Raw genomic sequence first — 26002 nt, 5'->3', positions numbered from 1 at the left:
ATGAAGTGGACAACACGAATAACTGAACTATTACAAATAAAATATCCTATTATTCAAGGTGGACTTGCCTATTTAGGTTATGCAGACCTTGCTGCTGCAGTTTCGAATGCTGGTGGATTGGGACAAGTTACAGCGATGAGTCTCCCAAACGCAGAGGCCTTGCGCGCAGAAATTCAGCGTACTCGTACCCTAACTGATAAGCCATTCGGAGTTAACTTTGCCATTGGTATGTATGGTTCTAACTATATGGATCGGGTACAAGTTGCAATAGATGAACAAGTACCTGTTGTGACCATTACGGGCGGGAACCCTACTGCAATTTTAGAGCTACTGCAGCCCACGGATATAAAGTCACTTGTACTCGTTTCTTCACGCCGACAAGCGCAAAAAGCTGAACAACTCGGAGCATCTGCTGTGATTGTTGTCGGACAAGAGGGTGGAGGACACTTAGGACGTGACGATGTTGGAACGATGGTGCTCGTACCTCAGGTCGTCGACGCGGTAGAAATCCCTGTCGTTGCCTCGGGAGGTATTGGAGATGGCCGCGGATGGATGGCCGCCCATGCACTTGGAGCGGAAGGAATCGAAATGGGCACGCGCTTTATCGCTACCCAGGAATGTGTGGATGCTTCGGATTCTTATAAAATGGCCTTAGTAGAGAGTTCAGAGTCAGATACAACGGTGATCAAACGTTCTATCGGTGCCCCAGCCAGGGTGTTGCGAAACGACTTCATCGATAATATTCTCGCAATTGAACGTGTGACACCTACCTATGAGGCGCTAAAAAACTATATTAGCGGTGAAGCCAATAAGCGGTGGATTTATGATGGCATCAAAGAAGACGGTTTTGGTTGGGCTGGTCAAGTGACGGGCATGATCCACGATATTCCTACGGTCGCCGAGCTGATAGATAGAATGGTTAAAGAGGCTGAGAGTATTCGTGGCAAATGGGGAGCTGTATAGCACAACAACTCCTAGCAATGATTTCAAGTCACAGTGAATAAGGATGACCATTGTAATGAAAATTCATATGAATGATCGTTTTGCGAACGAAAGTATTCCCAAGTTAATTTTTTTACTGGCTACTCCTGCCATCGTTGCGCAGTTGATAAATGCCATGTACAGTCTAGTTGACCGAATGTTCGTCGGAAGAATGGCTGAAAATGGAACGCTAGCCTTATCGGCTATTGGATTATCTTTTCCAATTATCATGGTGATTACAGCATTTGCGTCACTAATCGGAGTTGGCGGGGCACCTTTAGCTTCCATAAAGATGGGTGAAGGCGAACATAAAAAAGCAGAAGAACTGCTAGGTAGTTGTTTCTTAATGTTGTTAATTGCATCCGTAATTATTACATCTGTCTTTCTCATCTTTAAGTCACCACTCTTAACACTATTTGGCGCAAGCCCTGATACATTGCCGTTTGCTAACGATTTTTTAGGCATATACCTAATTGGCACAGTAGCGGTACTCGTATCTATGGGACTGAATCCATTCATTGCAGCACAAGGTTATGCTAAAACAGCCATGCTCACGATATGTGTTGGGGCAGTGGTAAACATTATTCTCGACGCTGTTTTCATCTTTGGGATGAATATGGGAATCAAGGGTGCAGCACTGGCTACTGTTATTGCACAATTCATTTCAGCTATTTGGGTATTGAGGTTTTTAACCTCCAAACGTGCCCATCTGCGCCTGCGCTTGGCCAATATGCGGATTAACCCAAAGGTAGTGACAAGTGTACTAGCCTTGGGACTTTCACCCTTCATTATGCAGTCGACCGAAAGTTTAATCCAAATTGTATTTAACACATCTCTCGGTAAATATGGGGGTGATCTCTATATAGCAGCCATGGGGATCTTGGGAACACTTATGCAAATATTTGCGCTTCTGTTATCTAGTTTTGCACAAGGGGCACAGCCTATTATTGGCTATAACTATGGAGCCCGCGATTTTGCTCGTGTTAAATCTACTATTAAATATAGTAGTGTTTTTTGCGCGGCTTTTGGTTTGGTCATGTGGGGAGTAGCCATCTTTATACCGGAGATTCCCATTATGATTTTTACTGATGATATTGAACTTATTGAGCTGACAGCTAGATTAATGAAGATATTTTTCTTAGGCACATGTATTTATGGTATTCAACTTGCCTTCCAGCAGATTTTTATTGCCCTGGGACAAGCTAAAGTTTCTATTTTCATTGCGATCTTGCGTAAAATTATCTTGCTTATTCCATTGGTTTACTTGCTTCCCACATTTATTAGTCCGAAAACTGATGCGGTTATTATTGCTGAACCGATTGCGGATTTCTGTGCGGCACTGACCTGCTGTGTTTTATTCGGACTCACGATCAAGAAGCTTCTTAAAGATGATTCAACATCACTAAGTAAGTGACTACAAGCACATTGAACATATAAGTAATTCAAACGTTGATGGCGATAAGGTCATCGCAAATGTAAAAGAGCCCGGTCATACGACCTGGTTCTTTTTAGTTTTGAACTTTAATTATGACTTTCGGGTTTTGTTAGAAAACAAGTGTGAAACAATGGGGGGGATAATGACGTATTATCATGTGAATTTTGCGGAGGGAGTTCAGAGTAAGAATAGATTAAAGTCTTTGATGGCGGAACAAATTGAAAGTATACTTGATAGGAGGTCATATTATAAGCATTGATAAGTGGCTAACAAAAACTAAAGAAATTGTGAGAGGTTTATATGACTGATTATCAATTGGTAAGTGACTACAAGGACATAGAAACATATAAGGAAAGCTTTAATGAATTGGCTAAAATAGTATTTGGACTGGATTTCAAAAAATGGTATGAAAAAGGATGCTGGAACGACAATTATATATGTTATTCATACGTTGATGGAGATAAAGTGATCGCAAATGCTTCCATAAACAAAATGCAATTTGTATCTAATGGTAAAGAGTACACAGCCATTCAAGTGGGTACAGTTATGACGCATCCCGACTACCGTAACCAAGGCTTATCGGGGAAACTGATGAATCATATTATTAAGAAATATGAACAAGAATTCGACTTTATTTACTTATTTGCGAATGAATCGGTTCTAGATTTTTATCCTAGATTTGGGTTTGGAAAAGTGCAAGAAAGTAGCTTCTCACTAAACAAGTTAGATCTAAAAGCACAAACGGCAACTACACATTCGATACGTAGGTTAGATACGGATAACACAGACGATTTCCGAATGATGGAGCAGTTTGCTGTGGAAAGAATACCTGTATCTTCAATAATGGGTGTGAAGAATAATGAACATCTATTGATGTTCTACTTCATATTAGCATTTAATGATGCGATTTATTATATCGAAGATGTTGATACCATTGTAATTTTTAAGCAGGATGATAAACATCTTCATATTTTTGATATCATCAGCAAACAAAAAGTTGATTACGATATAATTTTAAACAGTATAGTTTCTGCTGACACAGAGATTATTCATTTTTATTTTACACCAGATTACGATAATGAGAACCTTCATACTGAGTTCATAACAGAGAGTGATGATACATTGTTTGTTCGCCCGACATGTGACTTTGGAACAGAACATTTCTTAATTCCATTAACTTCACATTCATAACGGTTGTGCTGCTGTATATGGTTAGATGTTCGTTAGGGATAACAAAGAAGAAGCATTTAATACTAACGTTTCAAAAGTGGTGACTTTTTTGATGTGGAGTGGTGGACGTGGAAAAGAACCAATTAAAACATAAATATCGCAGGAAGCCGTAGTGGCATGCTCATTAGATGTCCAATGACATGACATAAAAGTGCAAACATAACGCAATGAAGTGAAGAAAAGCTTGATAAATCAGGCTTTTCTTTTTTTATGAGGAACATTTGTGTTATTGAATAGGCTAAGATTATATTCGATGGTCGATGATTTAACAAACTGGCAGGAAAGTTGAAAATGTAAGAGTCGTGTCGGAGCAAACGTTATATTGACAAATCAGCTACTAAGTGTTACTTTATAGCAGTAGTAAGTATTACTGCATACCGGTGATACAGAATAGAAAGAGGTGAGTGTGCTGGATAACCTAACTGAAATGCTCAAAGGGGTCCTTGAGGGCTGTGTCCTTGAAATTATAAGTCGCCAAGAAACCTATGGTTACGAAATCACACGACGGCTGAATGCCCTCGGCTTTACAGATATTGTGGACGGAACGGTGTACACCATCCTAATTCGGCTTGAAAAAAACAAGTTGGTGGAGATCACCAGGAAGCCCTCCGATATGGGACCGCCGCGAAAGTTTTTCACGATTAACGACGCGGGAAGCGAGGAACTGCTGAGGTTCTGGGAAAAGTGGGAGTTCGTATCATCAAAAATTAACGAGTTAAAGGAGAAAATATAATGAATTTTTGGGATAAAATCACGGGCAACGACATGACTAAAGATTTTAAAATTTTTGAATCTCGAGTCAAAAAGCTGCCAGTTGATTATCTAACAGCATGGACCGAAATTAATACCAATCTTTTTTCGTATTCAGATTTCACCGGTCGTAACCTCATGCCAATTCTTGACGGTGTGCTTGGCCTACTCGAAGAAACTGCGGCTGACGGTCAGCATGTTCAAGAGGTGTTAGGTGACGATATCAAAGGCTTCTGTTCAGCGCTGGCTGGTGAAGAAGGGGCAAAGTCTTATCGCGATAAGTGGCGTGAGCAACTCAACAATAATATCGCCAAAAAATTAGGTAAATAGGGAGGAAAAAATGAGCATAAACGATATCATCGTAGGCAAAAAAAAGTGGCGAGCGCATGTGGCGCGTGTCAAAGCGCTCCCGCAAGATTATCAGATTGTATATAAAGAAATTCAAAAATATCTCTTTAAAGTCGGCACTGTTGAACTAACCGACTGGACGGGTTTGCTCTCAGGGATTATTGATCTTTTTGAAGAGGGAGCGGTCTTGGGGAAAGGTGTGTTCGAAGTAACAGGCAGTGACGTTGCGGCTTTCTGCGACGATCTATTCAAAGATTCAAACACCTAAGCTGACATATATGAGAAGAACGAGTGATAAACTACGTACCTGATTGTTACGCTAACGGGTAGGTTTGCTGAAACGAATGTAAATCATGGCGGGAAGGAAGCGTAACAGTAAACTAGCAGGATGTCGAATAATATCTATACAACGTAGCCAAAATTGACTAAACCATTTTTCTAGGCTAAAATGTTTTAAATTATGTAATATAGAATAAACAGCTATGAAGAGAAGAGTAATTTTGATTAATTATTTCCAGAGAGCTCCGGTAGGTGGGAAGGAGTAATAATGATCTTAATGAAAAAGGGCTTGGAGCTTCGCACGGATCTAAGAATGTTCTTAGTGATGCTGCGACGGGATCTCCCGTTAAAGAGATAGGGTATAATCAATTATTTTAGTTGCCGTACCCGAAGAGGTTGGTAGGGTAACTTATCAACAAACTGAGGTGGTACCACGAAGTTAATAACTCTCGTCCTCAAGATGAATAATCTTGGGGGTGGGAGTTTTTTTGTCGTTTAGAAGTATAAATGCGAATTTACAAGCGAAAATATGCTTATAAAAATTGGAGTGGATAAGAATGAGTAATGAACAAACAACCCTTAGAATAGAAAAATTAGAGTCTATAAGATCGCAGGGGGTTCCAGTATATCCTGAAAGATTTCCGAGAAATTACGAACTTTACGAAGCATCTTCACTTGAGGATGGGACATCAGGGGTTCGAGTTGCAGCAAGAATCATGGGGATTCGTCAGTTTAATAAATTTAGTTTCATCACAATTTCAGACATACAAGGTAATTTACAACTTCTTCTGAAAAAAGGAGAGGTTGGGGAGCAGGCTTATAATGATTTCATCCACTTTTTCGATATAGGTGATTTTATTGGTGTAGAAGGAAATATGTATTCTACGAAAACAAATGAAAAAACGCTTCGTATCGAAAATTATGTTTTTCTTGGGAAAGCATTACACACACTACCAGATAAATGGCATGGATTAAGCAATATAGACACACGTTATAGACAACGTTATTTAGATTTAATGATGACAAAAGAAACACAAAATCGTATGTTAATGCGAGTAAAGTTAGTGCGTGCTGTTCGTAGATTCTTAGAAGAAAAAAACTTTTTAGAGGTGGAAACACCTGTATTACAACACACTTCCTCGGGTGCTTTAGCACGCCCATTTAGAACGTATCATAACTCGTTAGATACGGAATTGAATTTGCGAATTGCACCAGAGACTTACTTAAAAAGACTAATTGTGGGTGGCTTTACAAAAATATTTGAATTTGCAAAATGCTTTAGAAATGAAGGAGTCAGCCCTCAACACCTTCAAGAATTTACAATGGTTGAAGGTTATGCAGCTTATTGGAACTATGAAGATACAATGGCACTCATGCGTGAAATGATTTTATATGTTCTTAAACAAACATTTAATACAACAGAAATTAAAATACAAGGACAAACAATTGATTTTTCATTAGAGTGGAACGTTGTTTCATTTAGAGATTTAATTCTAAAAGATACGGGCATCGATATTGATTTGTATTCAAATGTAAATGACTTATATAGAGAAACAAAACGAAAAGATATTTATTTAGAACATGAGAATATCGAGACTTTAGGTAGAGGGAACTTTATTGATCTTCTATATAAAAAAATGTGTCGTCCACAATTAATAAAACCAACATTTTTAATCAAACACCCTATTGATCTATCACCATTAGCAAGAGCAAATAATGACAGTCCAGAAATTTCAGATCGATTCCAATTGGTAGTCAATGGTGCAGAGATTATCAATGCGTATTCAGAATTAGTGGACCCTGTTGAACAGAGAAAACGATTAGAGACACAAGCCACTCTGAAAAGTGGTGGCGATTTAGAAGCAATGGAAATGGATGAAGACTACTTATTGGCTATGGAATATGGAATGCCTCCAATTTCTGGTTGGGGATTCGGGATTGAACGTCTATTGATGGTTTTGACAGATAGTGAGACAATTAAAGATTGTATTTTATTCCCCTTAACTAAAAAAATATAATTTGGATCAGGGTCTCAGAAAAAATTTATACTTTCAAGCGCCATTGGCGAATATATATACGGTCTAACTCAACGAGCGATGGAACGGATCCATCGCTTTTGCTATGCTTAAGGGCAGACATGTACTGGAAGCCGCGTTGCGATTGGGCGGGATATGATATCTGGAAGAGTTCCAGATTAATAGTATAAGTCCAAGCAATTATATTAACCAATTCATACACTGTTACTATCTTATGTATAGGAGAGTGAAAGGAATGGGATTAATATTTAATCGAAATGTTAGAGTTACTTTTTTCTCGCGTTTTAACTTTACTGGAAGAAGTCTAACATTTAGACGGGGAGTGGCAGTTTCAAATCTGGGATTATTCGGTTTTAACAACATCATCTCCAGTTTTCGGCTAAGAAATGTTGTAATTCCAAGTCAAGTTACGTTAGTACTGTTTTCAGGCCGTAACTTTACAGGGAATTTCCGGATTTTCCGTGGTAGCCAGAATATTTCAAACTTACGAGCTTTTAACTTTAACAATGCAACCTCTTCGTTTATTCTGGTTGGATTTCGGATAACAACTTCTCAGATTCGTACCATTCAACACACAGGCATAGTTCCAAACGGAATTTCCAAATTATAGGATAATTAGACACTTCTAACATGTAACAATAGTTCAACAGAGCAAGGGTTACCGATTGGTAGCCCTTTTCTCAATGGGTAGGTTAGTTGAATAACCCAAGGAAAGCAGCGGCCATTGTTTAATCGCTCATTTTGATGTATAGCGAGTCTTTCTTTACCGATCGTTCTCAATATGTTATATTGACTATTAGGGAGGGAATAGAAGAATGGCAAGAAGCAAAGAATTCGATGAGAAAGTAGTATTAGATAGGGCGATGAAGCTCTTTTGGGAACAGGGTTACGAGAAGACATCTCTGACAGATCTTGTCGAGCATATGGGAGTTCATCGAAGAAGTATATATGACACATTCGGCGACAAGCATACGCTATTTTTGAAAGCAATGGACCGATTTCGCGATAAAGTGAATGCTGAGCTTACGGGTGAAGTTAAACGCTCTAAGACTGCAACTGAGGCACTTCAGCTTATCTTTAGTTTCATGATATATGGTGAAGAAGATTCACCCTCAGGCTGTTTGATGGTGAATTCAGCGGTGGAATTGGCAATGCGCGATGCAGATGTAGATTTGAAGTCCACTGAATCGTTCACATTATCAGAGCAGCTGCTCAAAGATATTATTCTGTGGGGCCAGCAGGATGGAGAATTTAACTCGGATTATAATGCCGATGATCTAGCGGAACATCTGCATGCTGTTTGTATTGGGCTAAGGGTAATGACAAGGACTACCATACCTAAAGAAAAGTTACACCGTATAGCCGATTTATCCATTAAACTTTTATAAAAATAATTATTATTTATATAGTTGTGGAGAATAAGAAGTAATTTGCTTTTGCATATTTTAGAATGAACGTTCTCACAATTGAGTATTGCCTTGTTTAAAGCTCACTTACAAGGGTCATTCTTTTGTTCTTTTTAGAATGATCGTTCTCAAAAACGTATTTCTTTCCTTGCTAAAGTACTTCAATGAATGATCTATTCTTGTGTGTATTTTAGAATGATCATTCCCATATAGTAAGAATATTCTATACCTATAACTTTTAAAAAAGTGAGTCACAGTTTGCTTAGTTTTATGAGGATTTGCACTCAAACAATGAATAAAAGGAGTTAATAAAATGAAAATTTCTGAACAAGTCGCATTTGTGACTGGAGCAAACCGAGGTTTTGGCCGCCATCTCACCCTTGAACTTCTATCCAGAGGGGCCAAAGTTTATGCTGGCGCAAGAAATCCGGAGACCATTGATATTCCAGGCGTTACACCTGTAAAGCTTGATATTACCAACCCTCAAGAAGTTGCAGCAGCTGCTATCCTCGCTAAGGATGTTACGCTTTTAATCAACAATGCAGGATCATCTACTGGCGCCTCTTTGCTGGACGATGATGTAGAAAAAATACATTTGGAGTTTGATACGCATTTCTTCGGTACATTATCCATGGTTCGTACTTTTGCACCGATACTAGAAAAAAATGGGGGAGGGTCCATATTGAATGTTCTTTCCGCATTATCTTGGTTTAGTTCAGGAACTGTGGGTGCTTATTCAGCTGCAAAGGCTGCAGAGTGGGCATTGACTAACGATTTACGTCTAAATCTGTATCCTCATAATATAAGAGTAGCAGGATTACATGTAGGCTTTATGGAGACAGATATGACAAACAGCTTAGAAGTTCCAAAATCCAACCCTGCAGATATCGCAAAAATAGCTGTTGATGGCATAGAATCTGGCAGCTTTGAAATTATTGCTGATGACGACAGCCGAAAGATACAAAGTGGACTTGCAGGGGGCGTTCCTGCACTATACCCATATCTTTCTTAATGACAATTTCGATGCCAACTTAATTTAAAGAGGAGTGTACAAAATGGACAAATTGTGGAGTAGAACTAAAATTGGAAATATGGAATTACCTCATCGTTTAGCAATGGCACCTATGACACGTAGTAGAGCGGAAAAGGACGGTACACCGGGAGAATTAAGCTCCCTTTATTATGCTCAAAGAGTATCTATGGGTTTAATTATTAGTGAAGGTACACAACCATCTGATGATGGACAAGGTTATTTAAATTCACCTGGTATCTATACTGAAAAACAAATAGAAGGTTGGAAAAAGGTTACGGATGCAGTGCATGAAGCAGATGGGTTTATGTATATACAATTAATGCATGTGGGACGAATTTCGCACCCCGACAATACTCCGCATCATCGTCAAGCAGTTGCACCCTCTGCGATCGCACCTGGTGTAGAAATGTTTACTGCTAAAGGAATGCAGGAAATACCCGTCCCACGAGAGCTGAGTGAAGAAGATATTCGAAATACTATTGCAGACTTCCGTAAAGCAGCCGCAGCAGCTATTAAGGCAGGTGCTGATGGGGTTGAAATTCATGGAGCCAACGGTTATCTAATCAATCAATTTATTGGAGAAAATTCGAATAAACGAATCGATAAATACGGAGGATCTGTGGAGAACCGTGCTCGCTTTGCAATCGAAGTAACGAAAGCAGTCGTTGAAGAAATTGGAGCAGAAAGAACTGGCTTCCGTATTTCACCAGGAACACCTCTTGGTGGGATTAATGAAGGCGAACAAGGACCGGAGGTTTATCTCCATCTTGTAAAAGAATTAGCTAAGTTTAATTTAGCATACCTCCATGTTATGCATTTAGGGAACGAAACACTGCTACGTAAAATTCGTTCGATTTGGACAAATCCATTATTGGTTAATCGAGCAGGACGGGCACTTGACGATATTAGTATAGATATTGATAACGGGACTGCTGATGTAGTGCCAGTCGGTATCTGGTCATTAGCTAATCCGGATTTAGTGGAACGTCTTAAAAAGGGATTTCCTTTAAATGAAGTTGATCCTAAAACATTATACGCAGGTAACGGAAGCTTAGGTTATACAGACTATCCTAAAATGGAAGAATTAAATTCTCAACAGCAGTAAGAATAAGTGAATCCAGAAATGGCGTACAACTAAAAATTGTACGCCATAAGATTTTTAAGTAGAAAGGACGCTGAAAGAACATGAGAGCTGCTCAAATGCAGAAATACTCAAAAGAAATACAATTGGAAATCAATAATGTGAAAATACCAGAAATCAATAACCATGAGGTACTCGTTAAAGTGAAAGCTGCAGGTGTAAATCCTTTAGATATTCTTATTTTGAATGGAAGTATCCGAATGATTGCTGATTATGATTTCCCATTAACATTAGGCAATGAACTATCTGGTGTTATAGAGGCAGTTGGTAAAGATGTTGTTGATTTTCAGGTTGGCGACCAAGTTTATACAAGGTTGCCAGTGAATAAAATAGGAGCTTTTGCTGAATATGTGGCGGTCAAAGATGACGCTATATCTAAAATGCCTAAAAATTTATCCTTTGTTGAAGCGGCTGCGGTTCCCCTTACTGCATTAACAGCTTATCAAGCATTGAAGGACGTATTAAATGCTCAGCCTAATGCAAAGCTATTTATTCCTGGGGGAACCGGCGGCTTCGGTGCTATGGCAATCCCTATTGCTAAATCAATGGGGTTATACGTTATTGCAAGTGGCAGTGAAAGAGGTCGATCACGTACACTGTCGATTGGGGCAGATGAATTTATAAATTATAAAGAGGAAAACTATGCTGAGGTTCTATCCAATATAGATTATGTTATAGACACCTTGGGTACAAATGAAATAAAAACTGAACTTGATATTTTAAAACCTCAAGGAAAATTAGTATCATTGAAAGGCTTACCAAATTATCGCTTCGCCGTTGAAAATAATTTTCCAATGTGGAAAAAAATGTTGTTTGGTTTAGTGGGTGCTCGTTTAGACCGATTAGCAGCTAGAGATAACAAAGAATATCACTTTTTATTTGTGCAAGCCAATGGAAGACAGTTACAAGAGATTACTTGTCTTATTGAAAATGAGAATATTACAACTTCAATTGATTCAACTTATACATTTGATGACATTAATAAGGCATTACATCAAGTTTCTACTGGTCATTCACAAGGCAAAGTTATTATAACTTTCTAATGGAAGCAAAATGCGTAAGCCTACAGATTTGTCATCACGTTCTGCAATCCCAATTTCGGTCACGAAATAGGTAACGTTGAAAAATCTCAAAAGCCAAAGGGGTAACCAATGAAAGAAAGCTCCCTTCACGAGAGCTTTCCATTCCATTCACCGCTATTCGTATCGAACCGCGGAAACTTCCTTCACGGGTGCAACCGGTGTTAATGCTACACCGCTTCTTGCAGGAAATCCAATTTATTGATCTCACATGAGAATGTATCGGGTAGGCGGTTAATAATTCTTTTTCAACAGTTCAAAAACTTCATCTTGGGTGAGGCCAAAGGATTTGTAGTATGAAACGTCGCTTTGCTTTAAGATCATTTCGTTACGCATTTGAAGCATTTCATCGGATGAGAACTTGGCTACAAAACAACCTTTACCTGATAATGTATTGATCAAACCACTTCGCTCGAGTTCTTCCCAAGCTTTCTTTACGGTGATGAAACTAACATGAAGCTCTAGTGCTGCTTGTCGAATTGGCGGCAAACACAAAATAACCACTATGAACTAGCATAAAAACACCAATATAAAGAGGCATGATAAACAACATTGGATAACGCTAATTTTAAATTACTAGGTTATACATACATATACTCCTTTTATACCGTACATCCTATTTATGTACAGTTTTTATCGAGGAAATTTTCATCTATTCCGAAAACAGATGCGTTTATTATTGCTGATATATAAGTAAATCAAAGTTTGCAGGAATTAAGATCCTCTTGTCGAATTGCTAGAACGAGTTACTATTGATAACAATAAATTCTATATGGATGTTGAGATATCACAAGTCTTTTAAAGGGGATGTTCTGTTCGATGGAATTTGAAAAAATCGCAACTCTTAAACCAAGAGAAATGGGGATTAAGCTTACCTTCCAGGAGATACACGACAAAATTTTTGAAAGCACTTTTCGTGGATATGATCAAAACCAGGTTAATGAGTTCTTGGATATAATCATTAAGGATTATGATCTCTATAACCAGATTATTAGAACACTCCAGGAGAAAATCATGCAGTTGCAGAAAAGCGAGAATCATTCGATGAATACCCAAGAAGATATTCTTCGACGTATCCGTGAACTTGAAACTTTCGCGTGGGGCAGTCCGAAAGCTTAATCAATACGATTCGGCGAAAATCGATGAGAGCGTTTATGCGTAATTATTAGTCGGCGTTCCTATAAAGGGTACCAGAGTAATAAAATCTAAGTCCATCACCTATAGTGGGTTCAGGAGCAGGGGAATTTGTTCTGAATAGAATGCCACTCCATTTACCTAGGGTTCCGTAGTCCTTATTATAGATAATTGATGCGGGAATATTCTCACTTGCTGCAAAGTCTCTTGAAATTGTAACGTTTCTTTGTAGATTATTAACCTCAATGGTGTCAGAAACAACAGTCAATTCATTAGATATGATAACAGATGGTGCAGGAGTAATGTTTAGAACTACTACATCTTTAGCAAAGGCGGAACCAGTAATTGAAAGTAGCATGATAGATAGCAGAAGTGCTACTTTGAAATGACGTTTCATAGATAATTTCCCCTTAGAATTTAATTTATGACTACTAAATTGTATTATTTAAACCATAATATGTAAAGTTAATATATTCTAATAAAATCACATACAGTTAAGCATCTAATGAACCTTTTTCCGTGATATATAGTAGATCGTTTTAGGACGATCTATTTTCCTTTGTTATGTTTAATATCTCCCCCTCATATTAATAAAGGAGAGGGGGAATATCGTGTGGAAAACGAGCAGCAAGTGATCGAATTTAAGAGGGACGTAGATCTTCGTATTGATAGTAAGAAGAGGTATTCTCCGCAGGGGGATGATCGGCTTCACCCGGAGGTTCATGAAGAGGAGATCTTCGAAAAGCGACTTCAAACCCTAATTCAGCATTTAGTCTCGAAGAATAACTTCAAAAATGTCGGTAATTTTTATGTAGATTCGCCAATAAAGCAGGAGAATCTGAAGAAGTATTTCAAAGCGTTAAACTCACATAATCCAGAATGGATGCTCCTCGGTGAAGCTCCAGGTATCCACGGCTGCGTAAAAACAGGAATACCCTTTACATCTCAACGACTTATCATGGATGGCAGCCTGAACAAACATTTTCCTAATACCCAATTTATTGCTGACGGAAATAAAGCTGAGGGTTCATCCACAGTAATATGGGGGTCCATAAATTCCCTTCTCAAGCCCCCAGTCTTATGGAATGCTTTCCCACTTCATCCGAAAAATGAGGTCGGCGGGAATCGTACTCCTACTCATGAAGAACTTAATTGGGGGATGGAGATCTTAAAACAAGTGTTATTTATCTTTCCAGACGTTAAGATTGTCACGGTCGGCCGGAAAGCCGAAGGTGTTTGTAAATCTCTAAACTTCCAAACATTCGCTCACTTAAATCATCCTTCTAGAAAGGCAAACCTCTTTAGAGAGCAATTTAAAGCGTGCTTTTCTTTATAAATCTATATCAGATTTAATAAAACTCCTTCAAGAGAATGGAACCATATCGTAAGATATGGAGACTACCTTGGAGGTTTTTTTGCATTGGTAACAAGAAATATTAAGAAGTTCTTCATTATTATCATAAATCTTTGTTAAGACTTTCGTTCTATAATTAAACTATGGAAGAATCGCAGTAGGAAGGTAGGTTGAGAAATGGAAGATTTTAATGTACTTGTTGTAGATGATGAAAAGGAAATACGGGACGTTATAGCGATTTACTTGAAAAATGAAGGAGTTACGGTGTTAAAAGCAAAGGATGGGATGGAAGCTTTAGAAATTATTAATGAACACCAAGTCCATCTGATTATATTAGATATTATGATGCCCAATATGGATGGGATTTCGACTACATATAAAATTCGTGAGCAGAAGAATATTCCTATCATTATTTTGAGTGCAAAAAGTGAGGATGCAGATAAGATATTAGGCCTCCATATGGGAGCGGATGATTATGTAACAAAACCGTTTAATCCAATGGAGCTCGTAGCCCGTGTTAAATCCCAGTTGAGAAGGTATATTACTCTCGGTACATATGAAGGTATCAAAAAAATAATTGATCTAAATGGGCTTACATTAGACAAATCAGCAAAAGAAGTGACAGTTCATGGAGACCTTGTGAAGCTTACACCGATTGAATTTAGAATTGTCGAATTACTAATAACTAACGCCGGCCGGGTGTTCTCGATCAGTGAAATCTATGAAAGAGTATGGAACGAGCCTTGCTATAACGCAGAAAATACGGTAGCCGTCCACATTAGAAAAATTCGTGAAAAAATTGAAATTGATCCGAAAAATCCTAGATTTATTAAGGTGGTATGGGGAATTGGCTACAAAATGGAAAAATAAATTTATCATTGGGGCTTGGGTTATCATGTTTACTTTTGGCCTAAGCGGGATCGTATCCTTTGTTACTTTCGGCAACAATTATTTTCAGCGGGATTATTTCCACACTTCTGAATTCCAAAACCTGCTCGCTCGATTCACTGGAGATTTAAACTTGTTCGAACTAAATAATATCACTTTGGAGGAAGCCAAAAGATCAATAATTGTCACTGAAGATGAAATTAATGCGCATCGTTATAGTTCTGGGTATCTAACTGATCAAATTACGAACATAAATGCTCAGTACGAAGATCTTATTCAGCAAGCATTAGTAATGGAGAACCAAGGGGCAGCGGATATATATCTTGAGGAGAGAGATAAGAAAATAGACGATACTATAAATGTATTCAAGAGTGATGACTATGTTTTAGCAAAGATTATAAAGGAGAAAGAACAGATATTAGAGGAGTTCTACAAGGAACGAGAAAATTACCGTCCAGAATATTTAAAATACAAAGAAGCTTTATATTTCTATTTTGAAAACAGTGCAACCGGAAAATTCTATACAAATCTGAACGAATCAGATGAAGAATCAGTAAAAAACCTTATGACTCCTAACAATATGTTGTATATTACCGATTATTCTATACCCAGTAATTATTCGATGTATTACAGCTTTGCAGGATTTGATGAACTGGAAAATTCTTTTATTCCATTCGAAGGAAAGATTGCGATATCTAAATCCCTGTCCTCATCAAACTGGGCTATGATCGAATACGAACGTTACAAACAGAAACAAATCATATGGTGGTTGTATTCCTTATCAAGCATCGTCGTTCTTATTTTGTGTTTCTATCTTCTGAAAAAAGCGAAAGTTATTCTTGCTGAAATTGAAAAATGGAGGACTTATTATAATAAGGTTCCCCTAGACTTGAGAGTTATTTTATTCGCTATCATAGGATTTTTTGCCGCTATCTTTCTGATTTTTATTAATGAACAAATCTTTTATGACATTGAAAATCCATTTGTTTACGGTCGGGATATAATTACCTGTATGGCAGTTGGATCGGTCCTTTGGTTTCTTACCCTTGTCCAAGGGAAATTACTTACTTTAGAATTTAAGGATCGGAAAAATGTAAAAAAAGTATGGGAAAAAGCGCTCTTTTATAAAACAGGACAGAGTATAAGGGTGCACTTCAATAAAGTAAAACGTAGTCTGAAAGACGCTTTTCTGAATACAAGCACGGGCATGCAGCTGTTTATTGTATTAGCTACAGTTTTTGGTTTAGGTTTTGCAGCGATCATGATTATCGCAGATCCATTTTTTCTTTTTATATATATATTATTGCTTGCGTTCATAGGGCTTCCAATTATTGTGGTATTGATCAAAAGCATTGGACATTTTAACCGGATCGTAAATAAAACGAATGAATTGGCTGTTGGAAATCTAGGGGAGGATCTACCGGTATCAGGGAAATCTGTTCTGGCAATGCTCGCTAGCAATATCAACGTGTTAAAGCAAGGGGTAAAGACGTCACAGAATGAGCAGGCAAAGAGCGAACGACTTAAAACAGAGTTGATTACCAATGTAAGTCATGACCTAAGGACACCACTAACATCTATTATTACTTATACAGAATTATTAAAATCGGAAGGGATATCCAATGAAGACAGGTTAGACTATCTCGACATCATTGATATGAAATCCAAGCGATTAAAGCTGTTAATTGATGATTTATTCGAAGTTTCGAAAATGGCCAGCGGAAATATGGAATTGACCTTGGAAAAAGTGGATCTCGTTCAGCTGCTACAACAGGCACTAGCGGAATATGATGACACTATTCAAGAGTCCAGTCTGCAATTCCGGATTACTTACACGGATATGCCAGTTTACGCCTTAGTAGATGGGAAAAAGCTGTGGCGTGTCTTTGATAACTTAATTGGAAATGTCCTGAAATATTCGTTAGAGAACTCGCGCGTTTATATTTCCGTATGTAGACTCGACACTCAGGTGATTATTTCGTTTAAAAATGTATCAAAATATGAGCTTAGTGAGAATATAGATGAGCTGTTTGAACGGTTTAAACGTGGAGATACTTCGCGTCATACCGAAGGTTCTGGCCTTGGGCTAGCCATTGCGAAATCAATCGTCGACATTCATGAAGGGAGTCTTGATATTGAAACAGACGGTGACTTATTTAAGGTGAGTATATCTCTGAAACTAGTGGTTTAATGAGGCGAAATGGTCTTTTAGCATCAAGGAAAACTTAGTACGGGTATCGGTCGAATGACACAAACATGCACACATTTAAAGTCGCTACTATAGCGGCTTTTTTATTTGCTGAGATAATTCCAACAGAGCGGCAGCTTTAAAAACATGAGATAGGGGTAAAATATCAATAAGTTTGATTTGATGGATAATAGATTGGTAGAAAATCCATTTGACAACATGTATATACAGGGTTAAAATCATTTTACTTGTATATACAAGATTCAATTTAAATTAATTAGGGGTGAAATTCACTGTGAACACTCTAACTCAACATGATTGGTGGAGAAGATCAACTGTATACCAGGTTTATCCTAAAAGCTTTAAAGATACTACAGGCACAGGATCAGGAGATATCAAAGGTTTAACTAGCAAACTTGATTATCTGAAAGAGTTAGGTATCGATATTGTTTGGTTGCAACCAGTCTATGTCAGTCCCCAAAATGATAACGGTTACGACGTAGCTGATTATTGTCGTATCAATCCTGACTTTGGTACCATGGAAGACTTTGATGAGTTGGTACAGGAATTAAAAAAGCGAGACATGCATCTGATGATCGATATTGTGGTGAACCATTCCTCAACAGAGCATGAATGGTTCAAGGCTTCACGATCATCGAAAGATAATCCATATCGTGACTATTACATTTGGCGAGATCCGGCACCGGATGGAGGAGTGCCGAACAATTGGCAGTCCAAATTTGGAGGTCCTGCCTGGCAGTACGACGAGACCACAGGACAATATTTCCTCACACTGTTCGATAAGACACAAGCTGATTTGAACTGGGAGAACGAGAAGCTCAGAGAAGAAGTTATTAAATTACTGACTTTTTGGGCCCAAAAAGGTGTCAAAGGTTTCCGGATGGACGTAATCAATCTAATATCTAAAAATCAGGAGTTTCCTAATGATGACGGTTCGATCGCTCCTGGTGACGGGCGTATTCATTACACGGATGGGCCACGTGTTCATGAATATATTAAAGAGCTTAATGAAAAGGTCTTCACACCTTATAACATCGTAACAGTTGGCGAAATGTCATCGACTTCTCTTCAACAATGCATCCGCTACTCGAATCCACAAGAAAAAGAGTTCTCGATGACGTTCAACTTCCACCATTTGAAGGTTGATTATCCGAATAACAACAAATGGGAGCTCATGCCTTATGACTTCGAGCAGCTCAAAAGTTTGCTTTCCGATTGGCAAATCGGAATACAACAGGGCGGAGGCTGGAATGCACTATTCTTCAACAATCATGATCAACCACGAGCATTGTCACGTTTTTTGAATGATGATATTTATTGGGTCGAAAGCGCAAAACTGCTAGCGATCACTCTTCATGGTTTACAGGGGACACCGTATGTCTATCAAGGTGAAGAAATCGGGATGCCCAATCCGAAGTGGAAGGATATGAGTGAATTCAGGGATATTGAATCCACTAATATGTACCGAATCTTGCAGGAGAGAGGCAAAACAGCTGAAGAGGCGTTTGCTATCATCAAAGAACGTTCTAGAGACAACTCGCGTACACCTATGCTTTGGGACAACAGTCCGCAAGCCGGGTTTACAACTGGAACTCCATGGATAAAGGTGGATGAACGCTATCCGCTATTGAATGTGGAGAAACAACTATCAGATCCAGACTCGGTTTTCCATCATTACCGTAAGCTGATTTCCTTCCGCAAAAACATTCAGGTGTTTACGGACGGAGATTATAAGCGTTTAGATGATGGCCATCCACAAATCTATAGCTACATCCGCAGTAATGAGAACGAATTGCTGATTGTCATGTCAAATTTTAGCGGAGACGAGACTTCGTTTGAATTTCCGGATTCGCTTTGGCAAAGCATTGGTCACAAAAGCATCGAGCTATTAATCGGAAACACAGGTGAAGAAAAAATACTTCGTCAGCAGATTACACTTAGTCCATATGCAGCATTTATGTGGATCGTTCGTTAACTATCGAGAAAATTCATGCAGAGGAGTGAGATAAATGGAAGTTAATAAGAAAAATGTAGAGAAAATCATTGAAGCCATCGGCGGGAAAAAGAACATTGAAGCGGCTACGCATTGTGTCACTCGCCTGCGTTTTGCGCTACAAGACGAAAGTAAGGTCGATGAAGCGGCGCTAGAAAACAATGATTTGGTCAAGGGACATTTCTCTTCGCAAGGTCAATACCAAGTCATTATCGGGCCAGGTCTTGTTGATAAGGTTTACGAAGAATTGATTCAAATTACGGGAGCGGAACGAGTATCTAAGGACGATGTAAAGAATCTCGCAAGTAACAAACAAAACCCGATCCAGCGTGCTATCAAAACGCTTTCCGATATATTTATTCCAATTTTGCCTGCCATCGTTACTGCCGGTTTACTACTGGGAATTAACAATATATTGACCGGTCCCGGTATTTTTTTCGCAGGAAAATCATTGATACAGGTCTATCCCCAGTGGGCGGATATTGCCTCAATAATCAATACTATCGCAAGTACTGCTTTTACATTTTTACCTGCCCTTATCGGATGGTCAGCTGTCGTCCGTTTCGGTGGCAGTCCTTTGCTGGGAATCGTGCTAGGCCTTATTCTTGTTCATCCTGATTTGTTAAGCGCATACAGCTATGCTGAAGCGAAGACTAATGGATCGGTACCAGTGTGGAATCTGTTTGGCTTCGAAATAAATAAAATCGGATATCAAGGCCAAGTTCTTCCCGTCCTGGTATCGGCTTATGTTCTGGCTAAAATTGAAACCTTCCTGAATAAAAGGGTACGAGACTCAATCAAACTGTTAATTGTAGCACCTATCACACTACTAATAACTGGTTTTCTTGCATTTACTGTGATCGGACCTGTTACGTTTGCTGCTGGAAACGCCATCACAACAGGGTTGGTGTATATATTTGACGCTGTACCAGCACTTGGCGGTTTAATTTATGGAGGATTGTACTCCCTTCTCGTTATTACAGGCATGCACCATACATTCCTGGCTGTAGACGTTCAATTGATCGGTTCCCAAGGAGGTACATTCCTTTGGCCGATGCTAGCTCTATCCAATATCGCGCAAGGTGCAGCAGCGCTGGCTATGATGTTCGTATTCAAGGAGCAGAAAAGCAAAGGTCTAGCTGTTACTTCTTCGGTCTCTGCTTTTCTAGGCGTTACAGAACCAGCTATCTTTGGTGTAAATGTAAGACATAAGTTTCCGTTTGTCTTTGGTATGATCGGTTCGGCTATAGCCGGTGTACTGCTGACCATAAACCATGTTCGTGCCACCTCGATTGGTGTGGGCGGAATTCCAGGATTCCTTTCTATTTTCCCGAATCAGTGGGGTGTATTTTTCCTGGGGATGGTCATCGTACTGGTGGTACCCTTCATTGCTACGGTAATTTACGGCAAGTGGAAAGGCAATAAGTCAGTAGACAATGGACAGATATTGGATAACGAGACAAAGAATAATTCAACTCGTCAACCTGAACCGGACCAGACCAATAAACAAGTTATTCCTACAAAAGAAGATAACGAAAAATCCGTTTTGTATATTAAAGCTCCTTTATCAGGAAATGGAGTGACACTCGAGAAAGTGCCTGATCCGGCATTTGCCAGTGGGGCGATGGGACAAGGCATTGCAATCGAACCTAAGGTGGGAAAGGTTGTTGCACCGTTTAATGGTGTCGTGGCTCATGTAATTAAAAGTAAACATGCTGTCATCCTAGAGCATGAGACCGGAATCCAAATTCTGATACACGTTGGAATTAATACCGTTGCGCTGAAAGGGGAAGGATACACGTCCTACGTTCAGACTGGAGATCAAGTCAAAGCTGGTCAACTTCTCTTGGAATTTGACCGTGACGTGATTACGAATGCCGGTTACCCTTTAATTACGCCTATTATTCTGCCGGATGGACAGGATCAAATAGAGCGAATCGAAATGATGGATCCAGCTCAGCTACAAAGCGATAAGGATGTTATATTGAAAGTTTACCTAAAAGATTAGTTGGTATTGTTCCTTACATCTAGCGCGTATTTAGCAACGGGTGTGCTGGATTTATGCTAAATACATGTTAAAATGAGTAGGGTGATTACATTGAATAAAAATATTTATTTACAGATTTATAATGATTACTCTGACAAGATTCAAAAAGGACAATTGGTTCCCGGGACCAAGCTGCCCTCAGAAAATGATATTACAGTCGAATACGGCACTTCTAGAGAGACCGTACGCAAGGCGCTAAATTTGCTGGTGCAGTATGGATACATTCATAAAGTTAGAGGGAAGGGCTCTTATGTGCTCGACATTGGACGAATGGATTTCCCGATTACCGGACTCATCTCATTCAAGCAAATGTCCAAGAAGTTTGGCTGGAATACGAAAACCCATGTGGATGAGGTCAAACGGGTACCAGCAAATGCTGAAGTCGCAAGACAACTTCACATCCCGGCAAATGAGCCTGTATGGAGAGTAACCCGGGCGAGAGAGATTGAAGGCGAACGGATCATCTTAGACAAGGATTACTTTCTATCATCCATTGTTGAACAGTTAAGCGAGGAAATTGCCAGTCACTCGATCTATGAGTATTTAGAGGGAGTACTTCAATTAAAAATCAGTTATGCGAAGAAAGAAATTTCTGTAGAGGAAGTTACAGCTGAAGATCGAAGACTGCTGGATTTACACGATTTCAACCACATTGTTGTGGTCAAAAACTATGTATTTTTAGAAAACACTACGCTATTTCAGTTTACAGAATCAAGACATAGGCTGGATAAGTTCCAATTTGTCGATTTTGCACGACGAGTTCATGGGGAAGATCTTCCCTAACACACTTTTCGAAATATAATAAAAGCAAAGTAGTCCTTGGCACGTTTGCCAAGGACTTTTTGTCTTTGAACATACGCCCTTTCGAGCGCAACAGGAAATATCTTCATGTCTACTTTTGAGAGAAAAATTGGTAAGGTAGAGAGATATCAATTTAAAAGAGGTGAAGACTTGTCATGATTAAGAAACACTGTTTATTCTGCGATGAGATTGTTTCGATAGAACCGGAAGGCGATTACGATAAATATTTAGGTTGTTCCTGTTCGCCCGGCAGGTTCTACACCCTACTAAGAGACAGTTACAAATCTATTCATTTACTGCCGCATCAACAGAAACGTACAATGCTTCATGTAGTATCGGCATATATACGAGAGCTGACAGATTGTGATGAAAAAGTTACTATAACGGCTAATGATTTGGAATCCATTGTGAATTCTCCGGAAATACCAGTGACCATTGAAGATAAAGGAAACCGTCTACTGCAGTATCTGTACAGACATTCCGAAGGTCCAGGGGAACCTGTTGTCATACAACCACTCTCCAGGAACTATAACTTGACGTACTCTCCAAGTCTACAAGAACTAGTATATATCATTGATAAGCTGAGTAATGAGAAGCTACTGGTCAGAGAAGGCGTAACTTATAAGCTTACAGATACGGGATGGAGTGTAGCGGCTGCAAGCGCCGGAGGCACAAAATTAAAACCATGTATGGTACTCATATCAGATGATGAAGATTTACACAAGGATTGGCTGGAAGAGTTGTTCCCAAGAATAGAGCAATGTGGTTATCTTCCACGTGTACTTACACAATCAAAAACTCAAAGTCATGAAGATTATTCCTTGGAGCATATCGCGGACAATAAGCTGATTATTGCGGATCTTACCGGCCAATCTCCAGGGGTATATTTTGCGGCTGGATATGCGCTCGGATTGAACATACCCGTGATATGGACCGTGAATAGCAGCGAAGCCGATAAACTTGTTGTGCAACTACAAGATATCCGTCCTATTGTTTGGGATACAGTCTCAGATCTGACAGTTATACTTCAGCAAAGATTGAGTAGATAGAGAGGGGAGCTTTTGAATAAAAAAATCACTCTAAATCCTTGATATTACTGCATATAAAAAGCCATCGTTTTGAATAAAGATTGTTCAAAATGATGGATTTCTTATATTTTATGAACTGATTTTCTATAAATAAATCAGTTCATCAGTGCTATCAATCAAGGAAACATCCCAGAATCGGCACAATGATTGTTCTGCCATTTCAGTTAAGCTGACCTTCCTATTTTGACGTTGACCATCAATCTCCTCATGCACATGGAGTACTAAAAGGACCAGAAGGAGTACTGTCAACACCCGGTGTATAAACATCCAGCGCTTCTTTAACTTTTTACGAAACATATAGGTGAGCGCAAGAAGCAAGGCGATAAAGAGGCAGGTAGTACCCAAATTAAGAGTAAAGAGTTTAGGCATCAATTCCATATCAAAAAGGTTAGTAGTTTCCTCGTTGCCAGCCAAAACACCATGCAGAAGGCCAGTGGTAATCATCCCTATCCCCAAGTGCTTGTGGGATTTACTAAAAAGGCGGTTTAACCGACGATTTTTGCAAATGCGTGCAATGTATTTCAGTGCTAACAGAATGGTAAATATCACTGCAACCCAAGCGAGTATTTCACTAATAATCATGATCTACTTTAAACCTGTAAATCTTTTTTCTATTTTTTCAAGCCACTTTCCTCTTTTTTCACTAGAACTGGCTTTTACCATATTCAAGCTCAACCATTTCACATTTTTAATACCTGATTTCTTTAGAGTTCCTTTTATGAGTGACTTTTTAATGGCATTACCATACGTTAACTTATACATAATTGCGGGTGTATTCATCGTGGTGATCACAGTAGCAGATTTAAGATTATTCATCAATGTAACCATTCCATAACCTGACTTTGTATAGTCGTAGGTTTCTCCAGGAAAGATGACTTTATCAATAAACCCTTTCATTAAAGCAGGCATCAATTCCCACCAAATAGGAAAGATAAAAACAAGATGATCTGCTGCTTTTATGCGCTGTATATATTCCAGAGCTTGTGGATCGATGGATTTTTTATTTCTAAATGCTAATAAATCTTCTGCTGTCATGACTGGGTTAAATTGATCATGATCTAAATGTATGACGTCAATTTCATGACCTGCTTTATTAAGACCCTTTTTAACTGAGTCTAAGATAGCATGACAATAACTTCCTACATAAGGATGATTAAAAACAATGGCAACTCTCATAATAAATATCCTCCAATTAATGATTTATTATTTACTATGAGATTTTAACTCGCTATGTCAGATAGACGCATTAACCATTGTTAATATCAGATGAAATCCTATTGCGAATCCTACTTAAAGAAACAGATGTTATGCCTAAATACGACGCAATATAATGGTGAGGAACGCGTTCTAAAAGTTGTGGATTTTGTGAGCATAACTCCATATACCTTTTTTGAGGAGAATCTTTTATTCGAGAAAGAAATAGTTTCGTATAATTCACAAATCTTTCAGCCAATATTTCTGATGCGTATTCCTTTAGTTGAGGAATCATTTTGAACATTTTTAGATAATTTTCTTTCTCAATTGTTATAAGATGTGAGAATTCAACCGTTTCTATGTTAAATAAACTCGTTTCATTATTGTAAAAGCTTTCAAAGGAAGATACCTCTTGTTGTTCAAAGAAAAATTGAAAGGTAATATCTCTTCCGTCATCATTAAACCATAATCTCAAGCAACCTTGATTTATAAAGTATATACGACTCGCTATTTCTCCTTCTCTTAAAAGAGTTGTCTTTGGGGGAACATGAATCTCAGTAAACATGCTTTGTAACTCTCCCCAATTATCTCTTATATAAGGTATATGATTAAAATATGACTTCATTATGCTGATCAGCTCCCTTTCTGCTCCATTTTTTCGATTATTTATAATTCCTTATTGGCTAATCTAACTCGTTGTATTCCATTTCGATGGATTCATGTCATCCGGGATCTTATGATTAAGAATATCTAGGTAGTGATTTGCTTTGTCTTCCATATATTTGGCTTTAAGTTTTGCTTCCTCCAATTGGGCCAGTGCAGTAGCTTTATGTTCCAAAATGATCTGATAGCGTTCCTGAACGGTAGAATCACCGGACAAACACAAGTCTACATAGTTCTTAATTGCTTTTACTGACATCCCGCATTGTTTTAAATATTTTACACCTGTAAGCCAATTGACTGATTCTTCATCAAAAAGCCGATTATTATTATTATCACGCTGTAAGGTGGGAACTAACCCCTTATCAGTATAGTAACGAATGGTATGTTCGGACAGATCAAGCAACTTTGCCACTTCTTTCACAGTATACATGGTGATCCTCCTCATTAATTGTATTTCAAAATCTTTCGTTTGCTCTTGACTTCGTGTTACTCGAATCTGATAGGCTAATAATTGTAATCCTAACAACAGAAGATGTAAATAGGATGAACCTTAGTAGGTCGACACTTACTACACAATAGGAGGATTCATATGCAAAAGGTAACTTTAAACAATGGTCTTGAGATGCCTATACTTGGTTTTGGTGTCTACCAGATTGAAGACGCAAATGAATGTGAACAGAGCGTTTATGATGCTATCATGGCAGGCTATCGTCTGATTGATACGGCTTCGGCTTATCAAAATGAAGAAGCAGTCGGTAGAGCACTTAGGAATCACAACAACTCCCCTTTGTGTCAGCCAACGATATGGAGTCGATTGCTGCATTAGATACGAAAAAAGGTTTATTCTTCTCACATCACGATCCCGAAATGGTGAAATGGCTTGGTAATACTAAATTTGATATTTAATCATTAT

Annotated in this window: 24 protein-coding genes, 2 pseudogenes and 1 other annotated feature; of the genes and pseudogenes, 20 read left to right on the top strand and 6 right to left on the bottom strand. The window is 38.6% G+C overall.

The window, feature by feature from the left end; all coding sequences use genetic code 11:
* The 11 genes from NST85_RS15150 to NST85_RS15100 all read left to right on the top strand — a co-directional run bounded on the left by NST85_RS15150 (window position 1) and on the right by NST85_RS15100 (window position 11682).
* Window positions 1-963 (top strand): NAD(P)H-dependent flavin oxidoreductase, encoded by a 963-nt coding sequence (locus NST85_RS15150; RefSeq protein WP_341189693.1) that lies wholly within the window; start codon window positions 1-3, stop codon window positions 961-963.
* A gap of 55 nt (window positions 964-1018) precedes the next feature.
* Window positions 1019-2395 carry an MATE family efflux transporter gene (locus NST85_RS15145; RefSeq protein ID WP_341189692.1) on the top strand — a complete coding sequence of 459 codons (1377 nt, stop codon included), beginning with the start codon at window positions 1019-1021 and terminating at the stop codon, window positions 2393-2395.
* Window positions 2396-2716: 321 nt separating this feature from the next.
* Window positions 2717-3607 carry a GNAT family N-acetyltransferase gene (locus tag NST85_RS15140; RefSeq protein WP_341189691.1) on the top strand — a complete coding sequence of 297 codons (891 nt, stop codon included), beginning with the start codon at window positions 2717-2719 and terminating at the stop codon, window positions 3605-3607.
* A gap of 466 nt (window positions 3608-4073) precedes the next feature.
* Window positions 4074-4379, top strand: a complete 306-nt coding sequence (locus NST85_RS15135; protein ID WP_341191117.1) for a PadR family transcriptional regulator — start codon at window positions 4074-4076, stop codon at window positions 4377-4379.
* The gene (locus NST85_RS15130) at window positions 4379-4726 is read left to right on the top strand and encodes a DUF1048 domain-containing protein (RefSeq protein WP_341189690.1); all 348 of its coding nucleotides are present in this window, start codon (window positions 4379-4381) and stop codon (window positions 4724-4726) included. Before NST85_RS15135 ends, NST85_RS15130 begins: the two co-directional genes overlap by 1 nt.
* A gap of 10 nt (window positions 4727-4736) precedes the next feature.
* Entirely contained in the window at window positions 4737-5012 is a 276-nt protein-coding gene (locus NST85_RS15125) for a DUF1048 domain-containing protein (protein WP_341189689.1), read from the top strand.
* Window positions 5013-5217: 205 nt separating this feature from the next.
* Window positions 5218-5483 (top strand) — a binding site (T-box leader).
* A 97-nt stretch (window positions 5484-5580) separates the two neighbouring features.
* Complete coding sequence (gene lysS / locus NST85_RS15120; RefSeq protein WP_341189688.1) at window positions 5581-7041, top strand: lysine--tRNA ligase; 1461 nt, start codon at window positions 5581-5583, stop codon at window positions 7039-7041.
* Window positions 7042-7874: 833 nt separating this feature from the next.
* Window positions 7875-8447 (top strand): TetR/AcrR family transcriptional regulator, encoded by a 573-nt coding sequence (locus NST85_RS15115; RefSeq protein WP_341189687.1) that lies wholly within the window; start codon window positions 7875-7877, stop codon window positions 8445-8447.
* Window positions 8448-8778: 331 nt separating this feature from the next.
* A complete protein-coding gene (locus NST85_RS15110; protein ID WP_341189686.1) occupies window positions 8779-9477 on the top strand; it encodes an SDR family oxidoreductase in 699 nt (232 codons plus the stop codon).
* Window positions 9478-9520: 43 nt separating this feature from the next.
* The gene (locus NST85_RS15105) at window positions 9521-10603 is read left to right on the top strand and encodes an alkene reductase (RefSeq protein WP_127192722.1); all 1083 of its coding nucleotides are present in this window, start codon (window positions 9521-9523) and stop codon (window positions 10601-10603) included.
* A gap of 80 nt (window positions 10604-10683) precedes the next feature.
* On the top strand, window positions 10684-11682 hold the full coding sequence (locus tag NST85_RS15100; protein ID WP_127192721.1) for an NADP-dependent oxidoreductase: 999 nt from the start codon (window positions 10684-10686) through the stop codon (window positions 11680-11682).
* 270 nt (window positions 11683-11952) lie between these two features.
* Here NST85_RS15100 and NST85_RS15095 read toward each other — a convergent pair.
* Window positions 11953-12210, bottom strand: a pseudogene (locus NST85_RS15095) (GntR family transcriptional regulator); the annotation flags it as partial.
* Between the two features lie 327 nt (window positions 12211-12537).
* Here NST85_RS15095 and NST85_RS15090 point away from each other — a divergent pair.
* The gene (locus tag NST85_RS15090; protein ID WP_246054144.1) at window positions 12538-12837 is read left to right on the top strand and encodes a DivIVA domain-containing protein; all 300 of its coding nucleotides are present in this window, start codon (window positions 12538-12540) and stop codon (window positions 12835-12837) included.
* A 46-nt stretch (window positions 12838-12883) separates the two neighbouring features.
* On the opposite strand, the gene NST85_RS15085 is transcribed toward NST85_RS15090, so the two are convergent.
* Entirely contained in the window at window positions 12884-13249 is a 366-nt protein-coding gene (locus tag NST85_RS15085) for a hypothetical protein (RefSeq protein ID WP_127192719.1), read from the bottom strand.
* A gap of 216 nt (window positions 13250-13465) precedes the next feature.
* Between NST85_RS15085 and NST85_RS15080 the strand changes: the two genes are divergently transcribed.
* The 7 genes from NST85_RS15080 to NST85_RS15050 all read left to right on the top strand — a co-directional run bounded on the left by NST85_RS15080 (window position 13466) and on the right by NST85_RS15050 (window position 23193).
* Window positions 13466-14188, top strand: a complete 723-nt coding sequence (locus NST85_RS15080; protein ID WP_341189685.1) for a uracil-DNA glycosylase — start codon at window positions 13466-13468, stop codon at window positions 14186-14188.
* A 195-nt stretch (window positions 14189-14383) separates the two neighbouring features.
* Window positions 14384-15076, top strand: coding sequence for a response regulator transcription factor (locus tag NST85_RS15075; RefSeq protein ID WP_341189684.1), 693 nt, complete (start codon window positions 14384-14386; stop codon window positions 15074-15076).
* Window positions 15054-17285 carry a sensor histidine kinase gene (locus NST85_RS15070; protein WP_341189683.1) on the top strand — a complete coding sequence of 744 codons (2232 nt, stop codon included), beginning with the start codon at window positions 15054-15056 and terminating at the stop codon, window positions 17283-17285. Before NST85_RS15075 ends, NST85_RS15070 begins: the two co-directional genes overlap by 23 nt.
* A 292-nt stretch (window positions 17286-17577) precedes the next feature.
* On the top strand, window positions 17578-19278 hold the full coding sequence (treC, locus tag NST85_RS15065) for an alpha,alpha-phosphotrehalase (RefSeq protein ID WP_341189682.1): 1701 nt from the start codon (window positions 17578-17580) through the stop codon (window positions 19276-19278).
* Between the two features lie 34 nt (window positions 19279-19312).
* On the top strand, window positions 19313-21304 hold the full coding sequence (treP, locus tag NST85_RS15060) for a PTS system trehalose-specific EIIBC component (protein ID WP_341189681.1): 1992 nt from the start codon (window positions 19313-19315) through the stop codon (window positions 21302-21304).
* Between the two features lie 90 nt (window positions 21305-21394).
* A complete protein-coding gene (treR, locus tag NST85_RS15055; RefSeq protein WP_341189680.1) occupies window positions 21395-22126 on the top strand; it encodes a trehalose operon repressor in 732 nt (243 codons plus the stop codon).
* A 173-nt stretch (window positions 22127-22299) separates the two neighbouring features.
* Entirely contained in the window at window positions 22300-23193 is an 894-nt protein-coding gene (locus NST85_RS15050; protein WP_341189679.1) for a hypothetical protein, read from the top strand.
* A gap of 123 nt (window positions 23194-23316) precedes the next feature.
* Here NST85_RS15050 and NST85_RS15045 read toward each other — a convergent pair whose 3' ends face one another.
* The 4 genes from NST85_RS15045 to NST85_RS15030 form a co-directional block, all read right to left on the bottom strand.
* Window positions 23317-23814, bottom strand: a complete 498-nt coding sequence (locus NST85_RS15045) for a ferric reductase-like transmembrane domain-containing protein (protein ID WP_341189678.1) — start codon at window positions 23812-23814, stop codon at window positions 23317-23319.
* Window positions 23815-23817: 3 nt separating this feature from the next.
* Window positions 23818-24408, bottom strand: coding sequence for an NAD(P)H-dependent oxidoreductase (locus tag NST85_RS15040; protein ID WP_341189677.1), 591 nt, complete (start codon window positions 24406-24408; stop codon window positions 23818-23820).
* A 70-nt stretch (window positions 24409-24478) separates the two neighbouring features.
* Window positions 24479-25051: a Crp/Fnr family transcriptional regulator gene (locus NST85_RS15035; protein ID WP_341189676.1), complete on the bottom strand. Its 573-nt coding sequence runs from the start codon at window positions 25049-25051 to the stop codon at window positions 24479-24481.
* A gap of 63 nt (window positions 25052-25114) precedes the next feature.
* Entirely contained in the window at window positions 25115-25519 is a 405-nt protein-coding gene (locus NST85_RS15030; RefSeq protein WP_341189675.1) for a MerR family transcriptional regulator, read from the bottom strand.
* Between the two features lie 159 nt (window positions 25520-25678).
* Here NST85_RS15030 and NST85_RS15025 point away from each other — a divergent pair.
* Window positions 25679-25858 (top strand): annotated as a pseudogene (locus NST85_RS15025) (aldo/keto reductase); the annotation flags it as partial.
* Window positions 25859-26002 lie beyond the last annotated feature (144 nt).

The organism is Paenibacillus sp. FSL K6-2524 (assembly GCF_038005525.1).
Classification (GTDB): Bacteria; Bacillota; Bacilli; order Paenibacillales; family Paenibacillaceae; genus Fontibacillus; species Fontibacillus anaericanus.
Note: the sequence above shows the minus strand (reverse complement) of the source record. Positions and strands in the feature narration are given on the sequence as shown.